Annotated in this window: 21 protein-coding genes and 2 tRNA genes; 16 read left to right on the top strand and 7 right to left on the bottom strand. The window is 68.1% G+C overall.

The features are described from left to right. Nucleotides 1-27: 27 nt before the first annotated feature. Together ACE11G_RS10955 and ACE11G_RS10950 are read left to right on the top strand one after the other, a co-directional pair. Complete coding sequence (locus ACE11G_RS10955) at nt 28-540, top strand: nuclear transport factor 2 family protein (protein ID WP_375002160.1); 513 nt, start codon at nt 28-30, stop codon at nt 538-540. Between the two features lie 8 nt (nt 541-548). Then, entirely contained in the window at nt 549-2,063 is a 1,515-nt protein-coding gene (locus tag ACE11G_RS10950) for a class I adenylate-forming enzyme family protein (RefSeq protein ID WP_375002158.1), read from the top strand. A 21-nt stretch (nt 2,064-2,084) separates the two neighbouring features. Here ACE11G_RS10950 and ACE11G_RS10945 read toward each other — a convergent pair whose 3' ends face one another. Further along, nucleotides 2,085-3,704, bottom strand: coding sequence for a glycoside hydrolase family 13 protein (locus ACE11G_RS10945; RefSeq protein WP_045537011.1), 1,620 nt, complete (start codon nt 3,702-3,704; stop codon nt 2,085-2,087). A 69-nt stretch (nt 3,705-3,773) separates the two neighbouring features. After that, nucleotides 3,774-4,166: a globin gene (locus ACE11G_RS10940; RefSeq protein WP_006896622.1), complete on the bottom strand. Its 393-nt coding sequence runs from the start codon at nt 4,164-4,166 to the stop codon at nt 3,774-3,776. Between the two features lie 145 nt (nt 4,167-4,311). Between ACE11G_RS10940 and ACE11G_RS10935 the strand changes: the two genes are divergently transcribed. Both ACE11G_RS10935 and ACE11G_RS10930 read left to right on the top strand, forming a co-directional pair. Continuing rightward, complete coding sequence (locus tag ACE11G_RS10935; RefSeq protein WP_006896623.1) at nt 4,312-4,560, top strand: hypothetical protein; 249 nt, start codon at nt 4,312-4,314, stop codon at nt 4,558-4,560. A 1-nt stretch (nt 4,561) separates the two neighbouring features. Continuing rightward, nucleotides 4,562-5,029, top strand: coding sequence for a DUF5130 domain-containing protein (locus ACE11G_RS10930; protein WP_006896624.1), 468 nt, complete (start codon nt 4,562-4,564; stop codon nt 5,027-5,029). 75 nt (nt 5,030-5,104) lie between these two features. Here the strand turns inward: ACE11G_RS10930 and pepN are convergent, their stop codons facing one another. Then, nucleotides 5,105-7,687, bottom strand: coding sequence for an aminopeptidase N (gene pepN / locus ACE11G_RS10925; protein ID WP_375002154.1), 2,583 nt, complete (start codon nt 7,685-7,687; stop codon nt 5,105-5,107). A 70-nt stretch (nt 7,688-7,757) separates the two neighbouring features. Here pepN and ACE11G_RS10920 point away from each other — a divergent pair, with 70 nt between their 5' ends. Beyond that, complete coding sequence (locus tag ACE11G_RS10920; RefSeq protein WP_045536994.1) at nt 7,758-8,378, top strand: DsbA family protein; 621 nt, start codon at nt 7,758-7,760, stop codon at nt 8,376-8,378. A 14-nt stretch (nt 8,379-8,392) separates the two neighbouring features. On the opposite strand, the gene ACE11G_RS10915 is transcribed toward ACE11G_RS10920, so the two are convergent. Further along, a complete protein-coding gene (locus ACE11G_RS10915; protein ID WP_006896627.1) occupies nt 8,393-9,415 on the bottom strand; it encodes a M48 family metallopeptidase in 1,023 nt (340 codons plus the stop codon). Nucleotides 9,416-9,468: 53 nt separating this feature from the next. Between ACE11G_RS10915 and ACE11G_RS10910 the strand changes: the two genes are divergently transcribed. The 3 genes from ACE11G_RS10910 to ACE11G_RS10900 all read left to right on the top strand — a co-directional run bounded on the left by ACE11G_RS10910 (nt 9,469) and on the right by ACE11G_RS10900 (nt 11,738). Further along, nucleotides 9,469-9,942 (top strand): ribose-5-phosphate isomerase, encoded by a 474-nt coding sequence (locus ACE11G_RS10910; protein ID WP_006896628.1) that lies wholly within the window; start codon nt 9,469-9,471, stop codon nt 9,940-9,942. A 6-nt stretch (nt 9,943-9,948) separates the two neighbouring features. Next, entirely contained in the window at nt 9,949-10,767 is an 819-nt protein-coding gene (locus ACE11G_RS10905) for an Fpg/Nei family DNA glycosylase (RefSeq protein WP_045536996.1), read from the top strand. Nucleotides 10,768-10,847: 80 nt separating this feature from the next. Then, on the top strand, nt 10,848-11,738 hold the full coding sequence (locus tag ACE11G_RS10900; protein ID WP_006896630.1) for a PE-PPE domain-containing protein: 891 nt from the start codon (nt 10,848-10,850) through the stop codon (nt 11,736-11,738). A gap of 87 nt (nt 11,739-11,825) precedes the next feature. Here the strand turns inward: ACE11G_RS10900 and ACE11G_RS10895 are convergent, their stop codons facing one another. Beyond that, nucleotides 11,826-12,521, bottom strand: a complete 696-nt coding sequence (locus tag ACE11G_RS10895) for a L,D-transpeptidase (protein ID WP_278127058.1) — start codon at nt 12,519-12,521, stop codon at nt 11,826-11,828. Nucleotides 12,522-12,669: 148 nt separating this feature from the next. Next, complete coding sequence (locus ACE11G_RS10890; protein WP_006896632.1) at nt 12,670-13,200, bottom strand: helix-turn-helix domain-containing protein; 531 nt, start codon at nt 13,198-13,200, stop codon at nt 12,670-12,672. A 77-nt stretch (nt 13,201-13,277) separates the two neighbouring features. On the opposite strand from ACE11G_RS10890, the gene ACE11G_RS10885 reads away from it, so the two are divergent. Together ACE11G_RS10885 and ACE11G_RS10880 are read left to right on the top strand one after the other, a co-directional pair. Continuing rightward, entirely contained in the window at nt 13,278-14,480 is a 1,203-nt protein-coding gene (locus tag ACE11G_RS10885; protein WP_062367610.1) for a benzoate/H(+) symporter BenE family transporter, read from the top strand. A 35-nt stretch (nt 14,481-14,515) separates the two neighbouring features. Next, entirely contained in the window at nt 14,516-15,220 is a 705-nt protein-coding gene (locus tag ACE11G_RS10880; protein ID WP_375002149.1) for an adenosylcobinamide amidohydrolase, read from the top strand. Nucleotides 15,221-15,297: 77 nt separating this feature from the next. Here ACE11G_RS10880 and ACE11G_RS10875 read toward each other — a convergent pair. Next, nucleotides 15,298-15,371: transfer RNA gene (locus ACE11G_RS10875), tRNA-Gly, on the bottom strand. A gap of 156 nt (nt 15,372-15,527) precedes the next feature. On the opposite strand from ACE11G_RS10875, the gene ACE11G_RS10870 reads away from it, so the two are divergent. The 6 genes from ACE11G_RS10870 to ACE11G_RS10845 all read left to right on the top strand — a co-directional run bounded on the left by ACE11G_RS10870 (nt 15,528) and on the right by ACE11G_RS10845 (nt 20,806). Continuing rightward, nucleotides 15,528-15,601: transfer RNA gene (locus tag ACE11G_RS10870), tRNA-Pro, on the top strand. A gap of 87 nt (nt 15,602-15,688) precedes the next feature. Beyond that, nucleotides 15,689-17,059 (top strand): trigger factor, encoded by a 1,371-nt coding sequence (gene tig / locus ACE11G_RS10865; RefSeq protein WP_375002147.1) that lies wholly within the window; start codon nt 15,689-15,691, stop codon nt 17,057-17,059. A 289-nt stretch (nt 17,060-17,348) separates the two neighbouring features. Beyond that, nucleotides 17,349-17,924 (top strand): ATP-dependent Clp protease proteolytic subunit, encoded by a 576-nt coding sequence (locus tag ACE11G_RS10860; RefSeq protein ID WP_039867541.1) that lies wholly within the window; start codon nt 17,349-17,351, stop codon nt 17,922-17,924. Nucleotides 17,925-17,972: 48 nt separating this feature from the next. Beyond that, the gene (locus ACE11G_RS10855; protein WP_006896637.1) at nt 17,973-18,653 is read left to right on the top strand and encodes an ATP-dependent Clp protease proteolytic subunit; all 681 of its coding nucleotides are present in this window, start codon (nt 17,973-17,975) and stop codon (nt 18,651-18,653) included. Nucleotides 18,654-18,755: 102 nt separating this feature from the next. After that, nucleotides 18,756-20,045, top strand: coding sequence for an ATP-dependent Clp protease ATP-binding subunit ClpX (clpX, locus tag ACE11G_RS10850; protein WP_006896638.1), 1,290 nt, complete (start codon nt 18,756-18,758; stop codon nt 20,043-20,045). 149 nt (nt 20,046-20,194) lie between these two features. Continuing rightward, entirely contained in the window at nt 20,195-20,806 is a 612-nt protein-coding gene (locus ACE11G_RS10845; RefSeq protein WP_375002144.1) for a molybdenum cofactor guanylyltransferase, read from the top strand. Nucleotides 20,807-20,813: the final 7 nt, after the last annotated feature.

Below are 20,813 nucleotides of genomic sequence, written 5' to 3'. Positions count from 1 at the left end.
CCCGATCTACTGTAAGGACCCTCACTCATGACGACCATGCGCCCGGACGCAGAACTGTCCCGCGACGAGATCATCGCCCGTAACCTCGCGGTGGTCCAAGAGCACTTCCACAATGAGAACCCCGACGACGTCGACAAGGCGATCGCCCTCTACGCGTCCGATATCTCCTGGGAAGCCCCGAACCGCGGCCTCGTTTACACCGATGCCGCAGAGGTGCGCAGCGCCTACATGAAGATCTTTCGCACGCTGCAATTCCATTCGCTCACCACGTTGCGACGCTTCGGCACGGAGCAGTTCGTGTTCGATGACGCGGTTGCCGACGTGACCGTGATCGGTGACGAGATGCCCAACCTGCCGTTCCCCATCGGCACTCGGATCAGCCTGCGGCTGGTGCACTGTTTCGAACTCCGAGACGGTGAGATCACCAAGGAGATCGCATACGAGATGTGGCGTGACGCCGCCGGTCCGCTGGTCAACGACGCCGTCCCGCCGGGGTCGTCGGTGGAGTACTTTCCCGAACCGGACGACGCCGAAGGCTGACGGGCACGATGAACACTGCAACTCTGCTGGCAGCGAGCTCGCTTCGGGTGCCGACACGGGACGCTTGGCGCTACGGCGACCGATCGTCGAGCTACGCGGTCGCCAGCGATCGGATCGCACGGATGGCCGGCGGCCTCAGGGCGTCCGGGCTCCGTAGCGGCGATCGGGTGGTCCTCGTCCTGCCGAATGGACCCGAACTCTTCGAATTGCTGTGGGCGACGCTCTGGGCCGGGCTGGTGGTGGTACCTCTCAACCGTCACCTGCACCCCCGAGAAGTGTCGTACGTTCTCGACCACTGTGCGGCGAAACTCGTGGTCATCGCGCCTGAGACGGACGGCGCAGTGAGCTGCGGCACGTCCGAAGCCACTGTGCTGCGGACCGACTCGGCAGCATACGAGGCGCTCCGCGTCGGGCAACCGGTCCCTGTCGCCGACGTTCGCCCCGAGGACCCAGCGTGGATCTTCTACACTTCGGGGACCACCGGGCGTCCCAAAGGTGCCACTCTCACGCACCGGAATCTGCTGAGCATGACGCTCAATTACTACGCCGACATCGACCCGGTCGGTGACGACGCCGTCTATCTGCACGCCGCTCCGCTCACCCACGGCAGCGGGCTCTACCTGCTCCCCGCGGTGGGCCACGGAGCAGTCACCGTGATCTCGTCGGCCGGCAGCTTCGATCCAGCCGACTATCTCGCCCTCGCCCAGTCCGACCGGGTCACCCACGGAGCGTTCCTCGCGCCTACCATGCTGCGTCGTCTCACCGACGAGGTCCGAGGGGGTTCGGCACCGGCGGTTCCGCACCTGCGCAGCCTGGTCATCGGCGGAGCCGCGCTGTATCAAGAAGATCTGCAGGACGCGCTCGATACGTTCGGTCCCATCATCACCCAGATGTACGGACAGGGCGAGTGCCCCATGACGATAGCCGTGATGAAACCGGACGAGGTTCCCCACGACAGCGCCGATCCTCGGCGCAGATCCTGCGGCCAGCCGTTCACCGGCGTCGAGGTGCGGGTGGTGAACGACGACGGTGCCGACTCGCCTGCAGGTACAACCGGAGAGATCCAAGTCCGCGGCGATGTCGTCATGGCGGGGTACTGGTCAGATCCGAACGCGACCGCGGCCGCCATCAGCAACGGGTGGCTGCGCACCGGAGATGTCGGACACTTCGACGAGAACGGGTTCCTCTACCTCACCGACCGGTCCAAAGACGTCATCATCAGCGGTGGCTCCAACATCTATCCCCGCGAAGTGGAAGAGGTCCTGCTCGCTCATCCGGCTGTCCACGAGGCCGCAGTCGTCGGCGTCCCCGACCCCGAATGGGGCGAGAACGTATGCGCGTTCGTCGTGACCGGCCCGGGCGCCGACGTCACCGAACCGCAGCTCATCGCTCACACCCGTGCGCACTTGGCGTCCTTCAAGAAGCCCAAGTCCGTCACATTTCTCGACGAGCTTCCCAAGAACGCCAACGGAAAGGTCGTCAAACGGGCCCTGCGGAACCTCCGAACCGGAGCGAACGGTTGACCGTGATCCCCGGCCCGGATCTCACACCAGCCAGGCGGCGGCGCCGGGGAGCAGCAGACCGCCCTCCAGCGGGGTACTGACCAGGAGGATCTGTCCGGGCGGAAGCGGTACCGGGCGATCGGAGGCGTTGAGCGCACAGATGAGGCCGCCGGGCCGGCGGAAGGCGAGGCAGCCCTCGGGGGCGCCGTACCACTGCACGGTGTCGCCGGAGAACTCCGGACGTGCGTAGCGCAGTTCGATCGCCTGCCGGTACAGAGACAGCATCGAGTAGATGTCCTCGAGCTGAGACTCCACGGTCAGTGCCGCCCAGTCGGCGGGGATCGGCAGCCAGGTGTCCGACCGGCTGCTGAATCCGAAGGGCGGCTCGGTGCCCTCCCACGGCAGCGGAACCCGACAGCCGTCGCGACCGCGGTCGGTGTGACCGGAGTTCTCCCAGACCGGGTCGACGAGTGCGTCGTCGGGCAGATCGACGTTGGGCAGACCGAGTTCGGCACCGTTGTAGATGAAGACGGTGCCCGGCAGCGCCAGCTCCACCATGATCATCGCCCGCGCTCGGATGGTGCCGATGGCGAGGAGGTCGTCGGGCGTGCGCCCGTCGGCCGCCTCACCGGTGGGCTGGTAGCGCGTCACCTCGCGCGGCACATCATGGTTCGAGAGGGTCCACGTCGGCACCGCGCCGACCGAGGCGGTGGCGGCCAGCGACTCGGTGATCGCCTCCTTGATCTCATCGGCGTCGAATCCGGCGGTGGCCAGCCGGAAGTTGAAGCCCAGATGCAGTTCGTCCGGCCGGACGTACCGTGAGAAGGCTTCGTTGGAGCGGACCCACACCTCGCCGACGTTGAAGGTTCCGGGGTATTCGTCCATCACCGACCGGATCGCGCGGTGGATGTCGTGGACGGCCTCGTTGTTGAACCGCGGATCGTCGTCGGAGTGCAGCAGCACCTCGGCCGGGTGCTCCAGGTCGGGCAGGCCGTCGGGCTTGGCCATGCCGTGCGCGACGTCGATGCGGAAGCCGTCGATGCCGCGGTCGAGCCAGAAGCGCATGGTCGTCTGCAGGTCGGCGAGGACCTCCGGGTTGTTCCAGTTCAGATCGGGCTGCTCGGGAGCGAACAGGTGCAGATACCACTGGCCGGGGCGGCCGTCGGGCTCCACGATCCGCGTCCACGCCGGACCTCCGAAGACGCTGGTCCAGTTGTTCGGCGGCAGCTCGCCGTCATCGCCGCGTCCGTCGGCGAAGATGTAGCGCTCGCGCTCGGGGCCGCCCGGGGCCGCTCCCAGCGCGCCGGAGAACCACGGATGCTGGTCGCTGGTGTGGTTGGGGACGAGATCCATCGTCACCCGGATGTCGCGGTCGTGGGCCTGGCGAATGAGCTCGTCGAAGGTGTCCAGGTCGCCGAAGAGGGGATCGATCGCGCGGGGATCGGAGACGTCGTATCCGTGGTCGGCCATCGGTGAGCGCATGATCGGCGAGAGCCAGATCGCGTCCACGCCGAGCAGTTCGAGATATCCCAGCTTGTCGATCAGCCCGGCGAGGTCGCCGACGCCGTCGCCGCTGAGATCCGAGAACGATCGGGGATACACCTGGTAGACGACGGCCGACCGCCACCATTGGGCGTCGTCGGTCGCGGGGACGTTCGCCATGCTCTGCTCACTCACCGTCTTCTGTTCCCTCTCCTGCCTTCACTGAATCGTTCATACCCGCGCGGTGGGTCAGAACGGGCTGTTGACGAGCGTGTCGGCCGCCATGGTGACGTAGTCGGTCAGAGCCCGGCGATGCTCATCGTCCAGAACGTCCGATTCGATCGACTCGATGGCGATGTTCATGCACCGTAACCACGCGTCCCGTTCGATGGGGCCGATCTTGTAGGGGACGTGACGCATTCGCAATCGCGGGTGGCCGCGCTCCTCGCTGTAGGTGTGCGGCCCGCCCCAGTACTGCTCCAAGAACATTCGCAGACGTCGCTCGGCCGGGCCGAGGTCCTCCTCCGGGTACATCGGCCGGAGGATCTCATCGGCCGCGACCTCCTCATAGAAGCGTGCGGTGATCCGGCGGAACGTCTCGTGACCGCCGGCTTCCTCGTAGAACGTGCTCACGCTCACCATTGTCCACTATCGCCCCCGTGGCATCTACGACACTGTGTAGGCCCTCCGGCGACAGCGCCGCACGCGGTGCGATAAATTGAACCAGACGATCTGCACACGGCAGGTCTCCGCGCTTAGCTCCGAGCGCTAGTCGAAAGGGTGGGGTGTGGATCAACTTCTTGTCCCCGTCGGAATGACCGTCGTGGTGCTGTGTGTGATCGCAGTGGCGCTGTGTGTGGTCTCGATGGTGTTCTCTTTTGGAATGAAGCGGCCGAAGGTCACCGAGTACACGCTCGATCAGCCGTGGGAGAACGGTCCCACTCTGTTCAGCGCGACCGACATCGAGCCGATGGCCCTGAGCCGGCACTTCGAGCCGGGTGATGTCGAGGGAGGTTCGGCAAGTGGCAAGTGGTGATGTGACTCAGCAGAGCACGGCGGTCGCGCCGTCGAACGGTCTTCCGCTCGGCACCGTCGTCACCAGCAGCGGCCGCATCTCGGCCGCGCTGTTCCCGGGCGACGGCTTCGGCACCCCGCCCTTCACCCGCGACGAGTTGATCATGCTCGACGACGCTCTCAGCCAGGCCAGCGAGGTCGCCCTCGTGCGCTTCTCGGTCTACATCGGCGAGTTGGGATCCGACCCGGTCGCCGGCGCCCGCGAGATCCTCGCTCAGGCGCCCGAGCCCGCCCACGGCGCGCTCATTGCGGTGTCGCCGAACTCGAAGGACGTCGCCGTCGTGTCCGGTGCGCTGGTCGCGGGCCGGGTCAACGACCGCGTCGCGGAGCTCGGCGTCTCGGCCGCGCTGTCGTCGTTCAAGCGGGGCGACCTGATCGACGGACTGGTCTCCGCGCTGCGCGTGATGGCCACGGCTGTCGACCGTCCCTGAATCCGACTCACCGACACAGGCCCCGCCGAACGGCGGGGCCTGTCTCGTTTCGCTGGGCTGATGCCCGCGGGCGCGCTACTCGGACGAGCGGCGGTCGCGGTCCCGGGCGCGCAGTGCGCGGGCGGTGGAGTCCCGGCCTTCGGCGATCAGACGCGCCAGGGCGGGCGGATGGTCACCGGCCAGGAAGGCGTCGGCCTTCTGCAGCGCCGCGTCGGTGATGTCCCAGGACGGGTAGAGACCGATCACGACCGTCTGCGCCACCTCGCTCGTGCGCCGGTCCCACAGCGCCGCGACATCGTCGAAGTAGCGCTGCGTGTAGTCGGACAGCAATGCCGACTGGCCGGGACGCACCAGACCCTCGACGATCGACCGCACGGTGACGTTGGCGATGCCGTCGTCGTCGAAGGCACGCGTCCACGCGGTCGCCTTGGCCTCGGCGTCGGGTCGCGCCGCGCGCGCCGCCTCGGCGTGCCGTGCACCGGCCGCGGTGTTGTCCCTGCGGGCCTCCGCGTCGATCACGTCGTCGCCCACGATGCCGTGGGTCGCGAGGGCTTTCACCAGCTTCCAGCGGAGTTCGTCGTCGACGACGAGGCCCGGCAGTCCGTGATCGGCCGGCTCGTCGCCGTCGAGGAGCGCGCGGAGCAGCGGCTGCTGGTCGTCGCGGGTGACGCCGCCCAGCAGCGCGTTGACGAAGGCGAGCTGATGGTCGGAGCCGCTCTCGGCGTTCTGTGCCAGAGTCAGCAGGCGCCCGGCGAACGTGGGCCATCCGGTCTGCGCGGCCCAGGCGGGGTCGGCGTACGACTCCAGTGCGGTGACCGCCTGCAGTAGGACCCGCTGGACCACGCCGACTTCGGATTCGGCTCCGATGCCTTCGCCGACGAGCGTCAGGAAGTCGCGTGCGCTCATCTCGGCCTGCCTGGTCATCTCCCACGCGGCCGACCAGATGAGCGTCCGGGGCATCGGGTCGGCGATGTCGGCGATCCGAGCCGTCGCGGTGGCCAGCGAGTCGGCGTCGAGCCGTACCGACGCATAGGTGAGGTCGTCGTCGTTGAGCAGTACCAGTCGGCCCCGCTCGACGCCGATCAGGTCGGGAACGTCGGTGCGCGGACCCTCCACGTCGAGTTCGACGACGCGGCTGCGGACGAGCTTGCCGCCCTCGTCGGCGTACACGCCGATCCGCATGCGGTGCACGCGCGTCTCGCCGGCACCCGGCGCCGCGCCCTCCTGCAGCACCGTGAAGGAGGTGAAGCGACCGTTCGCGTCGGTCTCGAATTCGGGGCGCATGACGTTGATGCCCGTGGTCTTGAGCCACTGTGCACCCCAGCCCGACAGGTCACGGCCCGACGCCCGTTCGAGCGAGCCGAGCAGGTCGGCGAAAGTGGCGTTCGCGAAGCGGTGCTCGGCGAAGTACTCCCGCAGGCCGGTGAGGAAGGGTTCAAGCCCCACGTAGGCGACGAGCTGCTTGAGCACCGACGCGCCCTTGGCGTAGGTGATGCCGTCGAAGTTGACCTCCACTGCGGCGATGTCGGGGATGTCGGCGGCGATCGGATGGGTGGACGGCAGTTGGTCCTGCCGGTATGCCCACGATTTCTCGACGTTGGCGAAGGTGGTCCACGCGTTGGTGTACTCGGTGGCCTCGACCTGGGAGAGGACCGAGGCGAAGGTCGCGAACGACTCGTTGAGCCAGAGGTCGTCCCACCACTGCATCGTGACCAGGTCGCCGAACCACATGTGGGCCATCTCGTGGAGCACCGTCTCGGCGCGCCGCTCGTACAGGTAACGGGTCACCCGCGACCGGAACACGTAGTCCTCGAGGAAGGTGACGGCGCCGGCGTTCTCCATGGCGCCGGCGTTGAACTCGGGGACGAACAGTTGGTCGTACTTGCCGAAGGCGTACGGAACCCCGAAGACCCGGTGGTAGAAGCCGAATCCCTGCTTGGTCTCGGCGAAGAGGCGCTCGGCGTCCATGTGCTCGGCGAGTGATGCTCGGCAGTAGAGGCCCAGGGGGATCGTCCCGTGCTCGTCGGAGTACTCGTCGTTCCAGACCGAGTACGGTCCGGCGATGAGGGCGACGAGGTAGGTGCTGAACCGTTCCGTAGTCGCGAACCGGTGTACCAGCGCGCCGTCGGCCGCGGTGCCGGGCTCACCGGTGGGGGCGCCGTTGGAGATCACCTGCCAGTTCCCCGGTGCGGTGACCGTCACCGAGTAGGAGGCCTTGAGGTCGGGCTGGTCGAAGCATGCGAACATCCGCTTGGCGTCGGCGGTCTCGAACTGCGAGTAGAGGTAGACGTTGCCGTCGGCCGGGTCGACGAAACGGTGCAGCCCCTCGCCGGTGTTCGAGTACGCGCATTCGGCGACCACCTCGAGAGTGTTCTCCGCGGCCAGCCCGGGGAGCTCGAGGCCGGTGGACTCGTCGAAGGCACTCACGTCCAGTTCTTCGCCGTTGAGCGTCGCGGACACCAGCTTGGGCGCCACGAGGTCGATGAAGGTGGTGGCGCCTGCAGTCGCGCTGAAGGTCACGGTCGTGGTGGAGCCGAATCGCTCGGTGCCGGGGGCGCCGGCGCCGTCGGTGAGGTCGAGTTCGATCCGGTAGTTCTGGACCGAGAGGATGGCGGCGCGCTGCCGCGCCTGGTCACGTGTCAGATTTGGTGCGCTCACGGTGTCAACAGTAGTGGCGGGTGGCCTCCGACGCCGCCGGCCGCCGCCTCGACGGTGGTTGAATGGGTGCATGGCTGAGAACGCTTCCTCCACCGACCGCGTCGACTTCTGGTTCGATCCGCTCTGCCCGTGGTGCTGGATCACCTCCCGCTGGATCCTCGAAGCCGAGAAGGTCCGCCCGATCGACGTGAACTTCCACATCATGAGCCTGGCGGTTCTCAACGAGAACCGGGACGTGCCCGAGAGCTACCGCGCAATGCTCGATACGGCATGGACGCCGGTTCGGGTGCTCGCCGCGGCCGCCGCGCGCCACGGGGAGCAGGTGCTGCCGCGCCTGTACACCGAGATGGGCACCCGGTTCCACAATGAGGGCGTCAAGGATTACGACACCGTGATCCCGGCTGCGCTGCAGGCCGCGGGTCTGGAGGCCGACCTCGCCGGTGCCGCCGATTCCACCGAGTTCGACGGCGCGATCCGGGTCAGTCACCACGCGGGCATGGACAAGGTCGGCGACGACGTCGGGACTCCCACCATTCATGTCAACGGCGTCGCCTTCTTCGGCCCGGTGCTGTCGCGGATTCCGCGCGGCGAGGACGCCGGCCGCGTCTGGGACGGCACGGTGGCGTTGGCCTCGTACCCGCACTTCTTCGAGCTCAAGCGCACCCGCACCGAGGATCCCGAGTTCGGCTGATCGGTTCGCGCGCCTCAGTAGGTGCGGGTCTGTTCGAGCTGGTTGGGCAGGCTGCCGGGAGCGGTCGAGGCCGGTGGCGCCGGCGGCGGCACGGGCACCACGTTGCCGCTGCCCGAACCGCGCACGAACTGCCTGGGCCGCAGCAGAATCGCACCGGCGCGTGTCCGGTCGCGCAGTGCCGCCGCACGCCAGGTGAGGACCGGATGCGACGCCACCGCGTTCGCGAGCGTGACGAAGAAGCCCTTCTCGTGGACCGCGCGGTCGGCGAACTGATCGAAGTCGACGGCACTGAGCAGGTACTTGCCGCCCGCCAGGAGGCCGATCGCCGCGTGCGCGCCGTCGGGACGGGTGTAGTAGCCGTAGTTGTCCGCCGTGTACTCCTGCGAACGTGAGAGAAGCGATCCCAGTAGGGGGAGCCCCATGATGAGACTGCTGAAGAGCTGTCGCCAGTAGGAGACGTGACCGGCGGCGATGTGTCCCACCTCGTGGCCGATCACGAACTCGAGGGCCTCGGGACTGCGTGCCCGGCCGCCGACTTCGAACAGGTCCGAGTACACCACCACGTAGCGGCGGAACCCGTGCCCCGAGGCGAAGGCGTTGATGGCGCCGTTGCCGTTGACGACGTATCCGTCGGGCACGTACTCCATTCCGTAGCGGGCGGCTGCCTCCACCAGCATGCGATAGCCGTCGGGGAACTGCGTCGGGCTCAGCTGCACCGCGTTGACCCGCATATTCGCGTAATTCAGACCGCGTCCGAGGAACACGAGCAGCGGAAGCGCGAGCGCGAGCAGCAGCCATTCGGAGACCGCGCCCACGGCGACCAGCACGACCACCACCGCGTACGCCGCTACCGCCATGAGCACGCCCACCACCAGCACCGGGATCTCCCACGGGTGACGCCGCGGCGCGCCCGCGTAGGCGGCGGGCGGTCGCCACACGGCACCGGGGCCGGGCAGATCGACGGGCGGTTCGACGATCAGCGGATCGTCGACGCCGGGGACTGAGGGAATGGGCCCGTGGGTATCCACGACCACCAATCTACTGGCCTCCCCGTGCCGGTCCGCCGTCGCGCAGGCCCTAGACTGACGCCATGCGGATTTATCTCGGTGCCGACCACGCGGGCTTCGAACTCAAGAACCAGATCTCCGAACATCTCACCGCGGGCGGCCACGATGTCGTCGACTGCGGTGCGCACGAGTACGACGCCCTCGACGACTACCCGGCGTTCTGCATCGCGGCCGCGCAGCGCACGGTCGCCGATCCCGGCAGCCTCGGAATCGTCTTGGGCGGCAGCGGGAACGGTGAGCAGATCGCCGCGAACAAGGTTCCCGGCGCGCGCTGTGCGCTCGCGTGGAGCGTCGAGACCGCGCAGTTGGCGCGCCAGCACAACAACGCGCAGCTCATCGGCATCGGCGGACGCATGCACTCCAAGGAGGAGGCGCTGGCGATCGTCGATGCGTTCATCTCCACCGCGTGGTCGGAGGAACCGCGTCACCAGCGTCGTATCGACATCCTCGCCGAGTACGAGCGCACCGGCGAGGCACCCGCGCTTCCCGGCGAGTAGCAGGCGGTGCCCGAAGGGCATGCGCTGCACCGGCTGGCCCGGCGGCAGCAACGTCTCCTCGGCGGGCAGCGACTATCCGTCTCCAGTCCCCAGGGCCGCTTCGCTCACGAAGCGGCCCTTCTGGACGGCATGGTCTTCCGCCGCGCCGAGGCGTGGGGCAAACATCTGATCCACCGCTACGACGACGGTCGCCGCGGCACCGCAGCCACCCGGCGGATCGTCCATATCCACCTCGGCATCTACGGCACCTTCCGCGAAGAAGCGCTGCCGATGCCGGAGCCGACGGGACAGGTCCGGATGCGGCTGATCGGCGACGTCCTCGGAATCGACTTGCGCGGGCCCAATGCGTGTGAGCTGTACATGCCTGACGATCTCGACGCTCTCGTCGCCCGGCTGGGACCGGACCCGCTGCGCCCGGACGCCGATCCGGAGATCGCGTGGCGCGCCGTATCCCGGTCGCGCCGGGCCATCGGTTCGCTGCTCATGGACCAACGGGTGGTCGCGGGCATCGGCAACATCTACCGCGCCGAGGTCCTGTTCCGCGCCGGTGTCGACCCGCATCGCCCAGGTGTCGCGGTGAGCCGCGACGAGTTCGACGAGATGTGGGCCGATCTCCTCCATCTGATGCCGATCGGGGTGCGGCGCGGCCACATCCACGTGGTACGGCCGTCCGACGATCACGGCGCCCCCGCGTATGCGCCCGACCGCCCGCGGACCTACGTGTACCGCAGGGCGGGGGAGCCGTGCCGGTTGTGCGGTACCACCGTCGCATCCGAGCAGATGGAGGGCCGGAACCTCTTCTGGTGCCCGAACTGTCAGCGGTGAGTACCCACCTCGGGTGAGCCGGTCGAAGTCCTCAGCGTTTCCTCATCCTCCACCGGATGCGACTCAAAGACTCATGGCGCATGCTCGAAGACATGGGTGCGACACTGAAATTCACGGTTCTGGTCGTGGGTGGCACGGGGGAGTCGTTCGACGGCGACACGCGGACCGAGGTCACCGGACTCCTGCGGGCGGTCACCGACCGCCTCGACGCCCGCTTCGAATCCCGCTGGGTGGGCTACCCGGCCAGCTATGGTCCGGCACCCGCGCACGACGGCGTCAGCTACGTCGAGAGCGTGTCGGCCGGCGTGACCAACCTGGCGCGGGCCATCGCCGCGGCGGAGCGGCCCGTGATGCTGATCGGCTACTCGCAGGGAGCCGCGGTGATCAGGACGTTGCTCGCCCACCCGGCGAGTCTGCGCTTCGCGGGCGCGATCGCGGCGGTCGGTTTCGTCGCGGATCCGAATCAGCCGCCCGGCGTGATCGACGGCTGCAACGGCTGGGGTGTCGCCGGCCCCGGCGCGGATCTGCCCGACGATCTCCCCGCGTACTGGGTGGGAGCGCCGTCGGACATGATCTGCAATGCCAGTGACGATTCGTTGATCCGGGACATCGCCGACCTCACCGACTCGTTGTCGCTGACCGCGCTGCGACAGTGGGTGGTCGACGCGACGGCTCGGGTGATGAGCCGGCGCATGCAGAACGCGGATGCCACCCGCTTCTCGCCGGCTCAGTGGCGCCGGGATGTGGTGCGGCTGCGCACCGCGGCCCGCGAGATCCGCGGATACCTGCCGCCGACCGTCGAACTCGGCCGCTGGCGGGTGCGCAATCCGCTGGGGGGACGTCACGTCTCGTACGCGAGCGAACCGTACCGTCGCGCCCCGATGACGGCGCCCGACACCACCGGATGCGAGACGCTGGCCCACTGGCTGCAGTTGCAGGCGACCATGGGAGAGCTGAGCCGCGCCGGGTGACGCGCACACGAAGCCGGGCCTCCCCGATCTGATCGGGGAGGCCCGGCTTCTGATGTGTCTCTGACAGTATTCGTCAGTGCACGCCGACTAGTCGCCGGTGTACTGACCGCCGACGGTGCCGCGGACGACGATCGGGGTGCCCTGACCGATGTTGTCGTACACCCACTTGCCGTTCTCGGTGCTCACGTTGATGCAGCCGTGGCTGGCGTTCGAGACGCCCTGCTGAGCGACCGACCAGGGAGCGGCGTGGATGAAGATACCGTCCCACGACATGCGCGTGGCGTACTCGACGTAGGTGCGGTAGCCCTCGGGCGAGTCGACCGGCACTCCATACGTGGAGCTGTCCATGTACATGTCCCGGTACTTCTCCTTGGTGTGGTACACGCCATTGGGAGTCGGGTGCTTGTCGGTGCCCATCGAGATCGGCATCTGCTTGACGAACTCGTGGTTCTTCCACCAGTAGATCTGGTGGTCGCCGTCGACGGCGAGCGCGACCCAGCCGGTCGGGCTCTTGACGTTCGGCTCGGCAGGCACGGCCGGCTTCTCCGGCGTCGTGGTCTGCGGCTGAGGCTTGGGCTTCGGCTTCGGCGCGGGCGCCTGCGGCAGCCCGGGCACGGTCGGCAGATCGGGGACCTGGACCGGCGGAAGGCCGGGAACGACGGTGACCGGCGTTGCCTCGGCCACTGCGGGCGCCCCCATCGCCAGCGCAGCCGCACCGGCTGCCACAGCAACGACTCGAGCGGTCCGGCTCACCCGGCGGCTCGAAGACTTGGTGGAAAACACGTGGTCTCTACCTTCATTTCGTGGTCGTGAACTAGCGCCACCCCCGTGGGCGCTCGAAGAGTATCGTTACACAACCGTTGTACCCGCGCCAACACATTCCGGGTGAACTTCACCTGTGAATCGGGCGAATCGGCAGGTCAGTGGGGTGTCATCGGTCACAGGTGGTGGAGTGGGTGGTGATCACGACGACCGCCTCGGCCGGGCCGTCCGGCGCGGCGAATACGTGTTCCCGGTCGCTGGTCCACGCGTGGCATTCTCCTGCGTGCACCGTCGCGGGACGGTCGGCGACGCCGACGATCAGCGTCCCCGAGACCACCGACAGCTGTTCGCGCACCCCTTCGCCGTGCGACGGCGACACATGGCGCGCCCCTGCGGGGAACTCGAGGCGGAACACCTCGATGGTCGCGCCGTCGAGATGTCGCGTCGACAACAGCACCGTCACCATGCCGCCGGCCGCGGTGCCGTGTGCGCCGGGAGTCTCGCCCAGCATGCCGGTGAGGGGGACGTCGAGCGGCTCGCACAGGGCGTAGAGGGTTTCGATGTTGGGATTGCGGCGGCCGCTCTCGATCTCCGACAGCGTGGCCTTGCCGATGTCCGCACGGCGCGCCAGCTCCGACAGGCTGAACCCGCGCGCGAGCCGAAGCTCGCGCAGCCGGTCGGCGATTCCGAGGTCGTTCACGTCTGCCGATGGTACGGCGGGAACACCCTCAGGACCGTTCGGTTTACAGAACGTTCGGTTTATGGAACGGTAGTCCCATGACTGAGACCACTCGGAACGCCGAGGTGCGCGGGCGCGAGCGGGTATCGATCGCGGTACCCGTCGGAGCAGGGGTGGTCTGCGCGCTCGTCGGCTTCACCTCGTCCTTCGCGGTGGTCCTGGCCGGGTTGCGGGCCGTCGGGGCCGATGCCGCGCAGGCCGCGTCCGGTCTGTTCGCGGTGTCGGTGGCGATGGGTGCCGCGACGGTCCTGCTGTCGTGGCGGTTCCGGATACCGGTCACCTCGGCGTGGTCGACGCCGGGGGCGGCGCTGCTGGCGACCACCGGGGCGGTCGCCGGCGGGTGGTCGGCAGCCGTCGGGGCATTTCTGTCGTGCGGTGTGCTTCTCGTCGTCACCGGCTGGTGGCCCGGACTCGCGAAGCTGGTGCGGCGGATTCCGGTGTCGATCGCGCAGGCGATGCTGGCGGGCGTGCTGCTGCCGCTGTGCGTGGAACCCCTCCGCGGGCTGGCGACGAACCCGGCGGCGGTCGGACCCGTGCTGGCGGTGTGGCTGGTGCTGCTGAAGGTGCGACCGCGGTGGGCGGTGCCCGGGGCGTTCGGGGCCGCGCTCGTGGTGATCGGAATAGCACTCGCGCGTGACGGCGGCGGTCCGGGACTGGCGGACTTCGTTCCGCAGTTGAGTGTGACCTCGCCGTCGTGGACCGTCGGCGCGTCGATCGGGGCGGCGGTGCCGCTGTATCTGGTGACAATGGCCGCGCAGAACATACCGGGCGTCGCGGTGATGGCCGGCTTCGGCTACGACGTGCCCTGGCGTCCGGCGATGACGGTCACCGGCGTGGGATCGATGCTGGCCGCGCCGTTCGGTGGACACGCGATCAACCTCGCCGCGATCAGCGCGGCCCTCGCCGCGGCGCCCGACGCCGATCCCGATCGGGAACGACGGTGGGTCGCCGGACTGAGCGCCGGCGTCACGTACCTCGTCCTCGGACTCACGTCGACCGGGCTCGTGGCGGTGGTGCTCGCGGCGCCCGACGGGGTCGTTCAGGCGGTCGCCGGCGTCGCACTCCTCGGAGCCTTCGCGAGTGCCTGCGCGGCAGCGATGTCGCAGGTCGACGATCGGCTGCCGGCCGCGGTCACGTTCGTGGTCGCTGCATCGGGGATCGCGGTGGTCGGGGTCGGTTCGGCCTTCTGGGCGTTGCTCGCCGGGATCGTGCTCCGCGGGCTGGGTGTCGGCAGGCCGTGAGCGGCCCGTCGTTCTCGGCTAGCGTGAACGGCGATATGAGCATCGACCTGCAGTTCCTTCAGGCGTTCGGCGACGAGGCTCCGCTCGTCACCAGTCTCTGGCGCGTCGGGCCGGGACGTCGCGGTGTCTCGTCGGCCATGCTCGGCGGCGGTATCGGAGCGGTGGAGTGGGTGCTCAACGTGCAGGTCCCCGGCGACTATCGGCGGATGGACCCGGTGGCGCATCTCCGGGAGGTCGCCGCGGGCAGCGGACTGCGCGGACGCGGAGTGGGCATGCTGACCGCGGCGGCGGTGGATCGGACCGTGACATGCGCCGACGGCGCTGTCACCGCGTCGGCGACCGTCGGGCTGAGGGTGCCGACCTGGGCGGCGGCGCCCGTCGATGCCGCGGATCCGGAACTGGCGCCGTTGCTTCGGTCCGACCGGCCGGTGCCCGGGACCGTTGTGCCGGGGACCGTCAACATCACCGTCGACGTTCCGGTGGCCCTCACCGACGCGGCATTGGTGAACGCCGTCATCACCGTGACGGAAGCCAAGACCCAGGCGTTGCTCGAGGCCGGGTACCCGGCGACCGGAACCGCATCGGACGCCGTCGTGGTGGTCTGCGATCACGGCGGAGAACCCGAGCCCTTCGCGGGGCCGCGGTCGCACTGGGGCGGGGCGCTCGCGCGGGCCGTCCACGCCGCGGTGCGCCACGGCGCTCAGGACTACTCCCGGCGTCTCCGCGACGGCGGGCTCTGACCGTTCGGACGGGACGAGACGCTCACGACGCTTCAGTGCCGGCCTCCTGTGTCGGAGACCGGCCCTGAAGCGTCGTCTGGAGCGGGTGACGGGAATCGAACCCGCGTAGCTAGTTTGGAAGACTAGGGCTCTACCATTGAGCTACACCCGCGTGCGGCTGACGTGCCGGGAGTCCCGGCCGCGCTGCGCGCTTGCAGAACTCTACCGAGCCTCGCGCCGATTCACAAAACGGGAGGCGGGTTCGTCGTGGCGGCGCTTCGGCCCGTACTATGTTCCTTTGGTCCCGCCGGTGTTCGGCGTGGCCCGACGGGATGTGGCGCAGCTTGGTAGCGCATCCGCTTTGGGAGCGGAGGGTCGCAGGTTCAAATCCTGTCATCCCGACGAAGATGTCGCAGGCCCGACGGCACCGCCGGAGAACGGCCCGACAGTACGAACTGCCAGCACGAACCGACAAGGAGTACCAACACCGTGAAGAGCACCGTCGAGCAGCTGAGCCCGACCCGAGTCAAGCTGAATGTCGAGGTTCCGTTCGAGGAACTCACCGGTGACTTCGACCGCGCGTACAAGTCGCTCGCCCAGCAGATCCGCATCCCCGGCTTCCGCCCGGGCAAGGCTCCGGCCAAGCTGATCGAGGCGCGTGTCGGCCGGCAGGCGATCCTGGAGCAGGTCGTGAACGACGCCGTTCCGGCGAAGTACTCGCAGGCCGTCACCGAGGCCGAGATCAAGGCCATCAGTCAGCCCGAGATCGATCTGGCCGAGCTCGTCTACGGCGAGCCGGTGAAGTTCACCGCCGAGGTCGACGTCCGCCCGGAGATCGAACTGCCGGAGTTCTCGTCCATCGCCGTCGAGGTCGACCCGATCGAGATCGCCGACGCCGACGTGGAAGAGGAGCTCGACAACCTGCGGGGCCGGTTCGGCACCCTCGTCGGAGTCGACCGCGGCGTCACCGGCGGCGACTTCGTGTCACTGGACCTGTCGGCGACCGTCGGCGGTGAGACCGTCGAAGACGCCTCCACCGAGGGGCTCTCGCACGAGGTCGGCAGCGACACCCTGATCGAGGGCCTGGACGAGGCGCTCGAGGGCGTCAAGGCCGGCGACTCGGCCACCTTCACCTCCAAGCTGGTCGCCGGTGACCATGCCGGCGAGGACGCCGAGATCACGGCCAAGGTGAACTCGGTGAAGGTCCGTGAACTGCCGGAGCTGGACGATGAGTTCGCTCAGATGGCCTCGGAGTTCGACACCGTCGACGAACTGCGCGACAGCGTTCGCGATCGGGTCGCCGACTCGAAGAAGTACGAGCAGGCGGGCGCCATCCGTGACGCCGTCCTGGAGCAGCTGCTCGACACCGTCGACTTCCCGCTGCCCGAGTCCGTCGTCGCCGACGAGGTCGAGGCCGTTCAGCACCAGCTGGTCCACGCCCTCGGACACGACGACGCACAGGTCGACCGCTTCCTCGAAGCGCAGGGCAAGACCCGCGAGGAGTGGGACGCCGAGAGCAAGGCCGACGCGGAGAAGTCGGTGCGCACTCAGCTGCTGCTCGACGCCATCGCCGACGCGACGGAGGTGGAGGTCGCTCAGGACGAGCTGACCCAGCAGATCCTGATGCAGTCGCAGCGCTACGGCATCGCGCCGCAGGAGTTCATCCAGCAGCTGCAGAACGCCAACCAGATCGGCGCGCTGTACGCCGACGTGCGCCGCAACAAGGCGCTCGCCGAGGTCATCGGCGAGGTCAAGGTCACCGACACCAACGGCGAGACCATCGACACCAAGGCCTTCTTCGGATCGGCGGACGACACCGAGAGCGATGAGGCCGAGACCGACGAGGCCGAGGACGCCTGACCGCCGGCCTCCGACACCACCGCGACAGCCGGGACGAGTGATCGTCCCGGCTGTCGCGCTGTCAGAGGGCCTTCGACCGGGGATCGAACATCCGCCGAACCGTTCCGCTGTAAGCGAATAAGGGGTGTCGGAGGAACAACCCCGGGGGTGGAATTGATTAATCTCGGTGACAGCTTCTCCGAAGGACGGGCGCGATGCGTCCGATGGACTCGGTCGACGAGACCTTCCGGGGAGATCCGCACCGTTAGACAGATGGGACATCTCAGTGAGCAATCTGTACACGCCCTCGATGAGCTCGGGCGCAGTCGGCCTGAACCTGACCGACTCGGTCTTCGAGCGTCTGCTTCGCGAGCGCATCATCTTCCTGGGCACCCAGGTCGACGACGACATCGCGAACCGCCTCTGCGCGCAGATCCTGCTGCTCGCGGCCGAGGATCCGACCAAGGACATCAACCTCTACATCAACTCGCCGGGCGGCAGCGTGACCGCGGGGATGGCCATCTTCGACACGATGCAGCTCGCGTCGTGCGATGTCGCCACGTACGCGATGGGCATGGCCGCCTCGATGGGACAGTTCCTCCTGGCCGCCGGCGCCAAGGGCAAGCGTCACGCGCTGCCGCACGCGCGGATCATGATGCACCAGCCGTCGGCGGGCATCGGTGGCACGGCCGCGGACATCGCCATCCAGGCCGAGCAGTTCGCCGCCACCAAGCGTGAGATGAACCGGCTCAACGCCGAGTTCACCGGCCAGCCGCTGGAGAAGATCGAGGCGGACGCCGACCGCGACAACTGGTTCACCGCCGAGGAGGCCAAGGCCTACGGCTTCGTCGACCACGTCGTGACCAGCGCGGGCGCGGTCGCCTGATCCCGTCGCCACCCACGTTCACCTCACTTCACCGGTTACGGAGAGAACATGACTAACCTGCTTCCCGCCGACGTCCGCGCGGGCATCCCGGATGCGGCCCTGGCGCTCAAGAGCATCGAGGCTCGGTACATCCTGCCGTCGTTCATCGAGAACACCCCCAACGGCCAGCGCCAGTACGACCCGTACGCCAAGCTGTTCGAAGAGCGGATCGTCTTCGTGGGAACGCCCATCGATCAGACGGTCGCCAACGACGTGATGGCCCAGCTGCTGGTCCTGGAGAGCCAGGACCCCGACCGCGACATCACCATGTACATCAACTCGCCCGGCGGCAGCGTGCCCGACATGCTCGCCATCTACGACACCATGCAGTACGTGCACTGCGACGTGATGACCGTCTGCCTCGGCGAGGCGGCCTCGGCCGCGGCGATCCTGCTGGCCGGCGGCACGCCGGGCAAGCGTGCGGCGCTGCCGAACGCGACGGTGCTGATCCATCAGCCGCGCACCGGCGGTGCCTACCAGGGCCAGGTGTCGGATCTGGAGATCCAGGCGGCGGAGATCGAGCGCATCCGCAGGCGGCTGGACGAGATCCTCGCCTCGCACACCGGCCAGGACCCGGAGAAGATCCGCAAGGACACCGACCGCGACAACATCCTCACGGCCGACCAGGCCAAGGAGTACGGAATCGTCGACGAGGTGTTCGACTACCGCAAGAAGTCGGCGCGGAGCTGAGCGAACGTCGAATCTCAGCGACTGCCGCATTTCGGCTCGTCGAAGGCATCGTGCGCGGGTACCGTCGAGGTTGTCCGCAGATAGGGAAGTAGGTGGGGCGTAGTGGCGCGAATGGGAGACGGTGGTGACCTCCTGAAGTGCTCTTTCTGCGGCAAGAGCCAGAAACAGGTCAAGAAGCTCATCGCAGGTCCGGGGGTGTACATCTGTGACGAGTGCATCGACCTCTGCAACGAGATCATCGAGGAGGAACTCGCCGAGACCAGCGATGTGAAGCTCGACGAGTTGCCCAAGCCCGCGGAGATCCGGGACTTCCTGGACAACTATGTGGTGGGCCAGGATTCGGCCAAGCGCACCCTCGCGGTGGCCGTCTACAACCACTACAAGCGCATCCAGGCGGGTGAGAAGAAGTCCGGCGACAAGCGCTCGTCCGCGGTGGAGCCCGTGGAACTGGCGAAGTCGAACATCCTCATGCTCGGCCCCACGGGCTGCGGCAAGACGTACCTGGCGCAGACCCTCGCGAAGATGCTCAACGTCCCGTTCGCGATCGCGGACGCCACCGCACTGACCGAGGCCGGCTACGTGGGCGAGGACGTCGAGAACATCCTCCTGAAGCTGATCCAGGCCGCCGACTACGACGTCAAGCGGGCCGAGACCGGCATCATCTACATCGACGAGGTCGACAAGATCGCCCGCAAGAGCGAGAACCCGTCGATCACCCGCGACGTGTCGGGCGAGGGCGTGCAGCAGGCGCTGCTGAAGATCCTGGAGGGAACGCAGGCCAGCGTGCCGCCGCAGGGCGGCCGCAAGCATCCCCATCAGGAGTTCATCCAGATCGACACGACCAATGTGCTCTTCATCGTCGCGGGTGCGTTCGCCGGCCTCGAGAAGGTGGTCGACGAGCGGATCGGCAAGCGCAGCATCGGCTTCGGCAACGACGTCCCGAGTAAGGACAAGGTCGACACGACCGACCACTTCGCCGAGGTGATGCCCGAGGATCTGATCAAGTTCGGTCTGATCCCCGAGTTCATCGGGCGCCTGCCGGTGGTCGCATCGGTCGCGAACCTCGACAAGGAGGCGCTGGTCTCGATTCTGTCGGAGCCCAAGAACGCGCTCGTCAAGCAGTACGTGCGCCTGTTCGAGATGGACAACGTCGAACTCGAGTTCAGTCAGGACGCGCTCGAAGCAGTGGCCGACCAGGCGATCCACCGGGGAACCGGAGCGCGTGGTCTGCGGGCCATCATGGAAGAGGTACTGCTGCCGGTGATGTACGACATTCCGAGCCGCGACGATGTGGCCAAGGTGGTCGTCACGGGGGAGACGGTGCGCGACAACGTGCTGCCGACCATCGTGCCGCGCAGCGAAGACGAGGGGCCGCGCGAGAAGTCGGCCTGACCGAGAATCACGACACGGCCGGTGTTCCCGTCGAGACGGGGACGCCGGCCGTCGTCGTGCGCGGCCCGGCTCCCGTGCGATGCAGCCCGCGGCCGACCGTTTGAACCAAGACGGACCCGGTTCCGCGGAGTCTTTGGGACACTGGGCAGATGACGCGCACGGGCGAAGACAGACTGGCCGGAATCATCCTCGCGGGCGGGCGTTCCCGCCGCATGGGGCAGGACAAGGCGGCGATGGAGTGGGACGGCGCGCCGATGCTCAGCCGGATCGCATGGGCGATCAGCGCCCGGTGCGAACCGGTGCTGGTCGCGGCGCCGCGGACATCGCAGGCGTACCTCGAGCTGAGCGACGAGACGGACCTCGACTGGGTCACCACGGAGAAGGCGGGCAGCGGTCCCCTCGGTGGACTGGTGGCGGCGTTGCAGGCGGCGGCGGACGCCGGTGCCGAGGCGGCCTTCGTCTGCGCCACCGACATGCCGCTCGTGGACACCGGGCTGATCGACGAGCTCCTGGACGGGCTGACCGAATCGACCGACGTCGTCGTCGCGCACGAGGGCGGGCGCGATCACCCGATGGCCGGCGTCTACCGCACTCGCTCCGCGCAGCAACTCGCCGACCTCGTGGAGAAGGGCGAGCTCCGGATGGGTGCGGCCCTCGATGCGCTCGTCACACGCCGCATCGGGGTCTCGGACCCGGACTGGCTCACCAACGTCGACGCACCCGAGGACGTGCATCGATTGCGCAGTTCGCGCGCATCGTGAGGGCCGG

This window comes from Gordonia sp. PS3, assembly GCF_041950545.1.
GTDB lineage: Bacteria > Actinomycetota > Actinomycetes > Mycobacteriales > Mycobacteriaceae > Gordonia > Gordonia sihwensis.
This window is presented reverse-complemented; position numbering and strand designations above follow the sequence as displayed.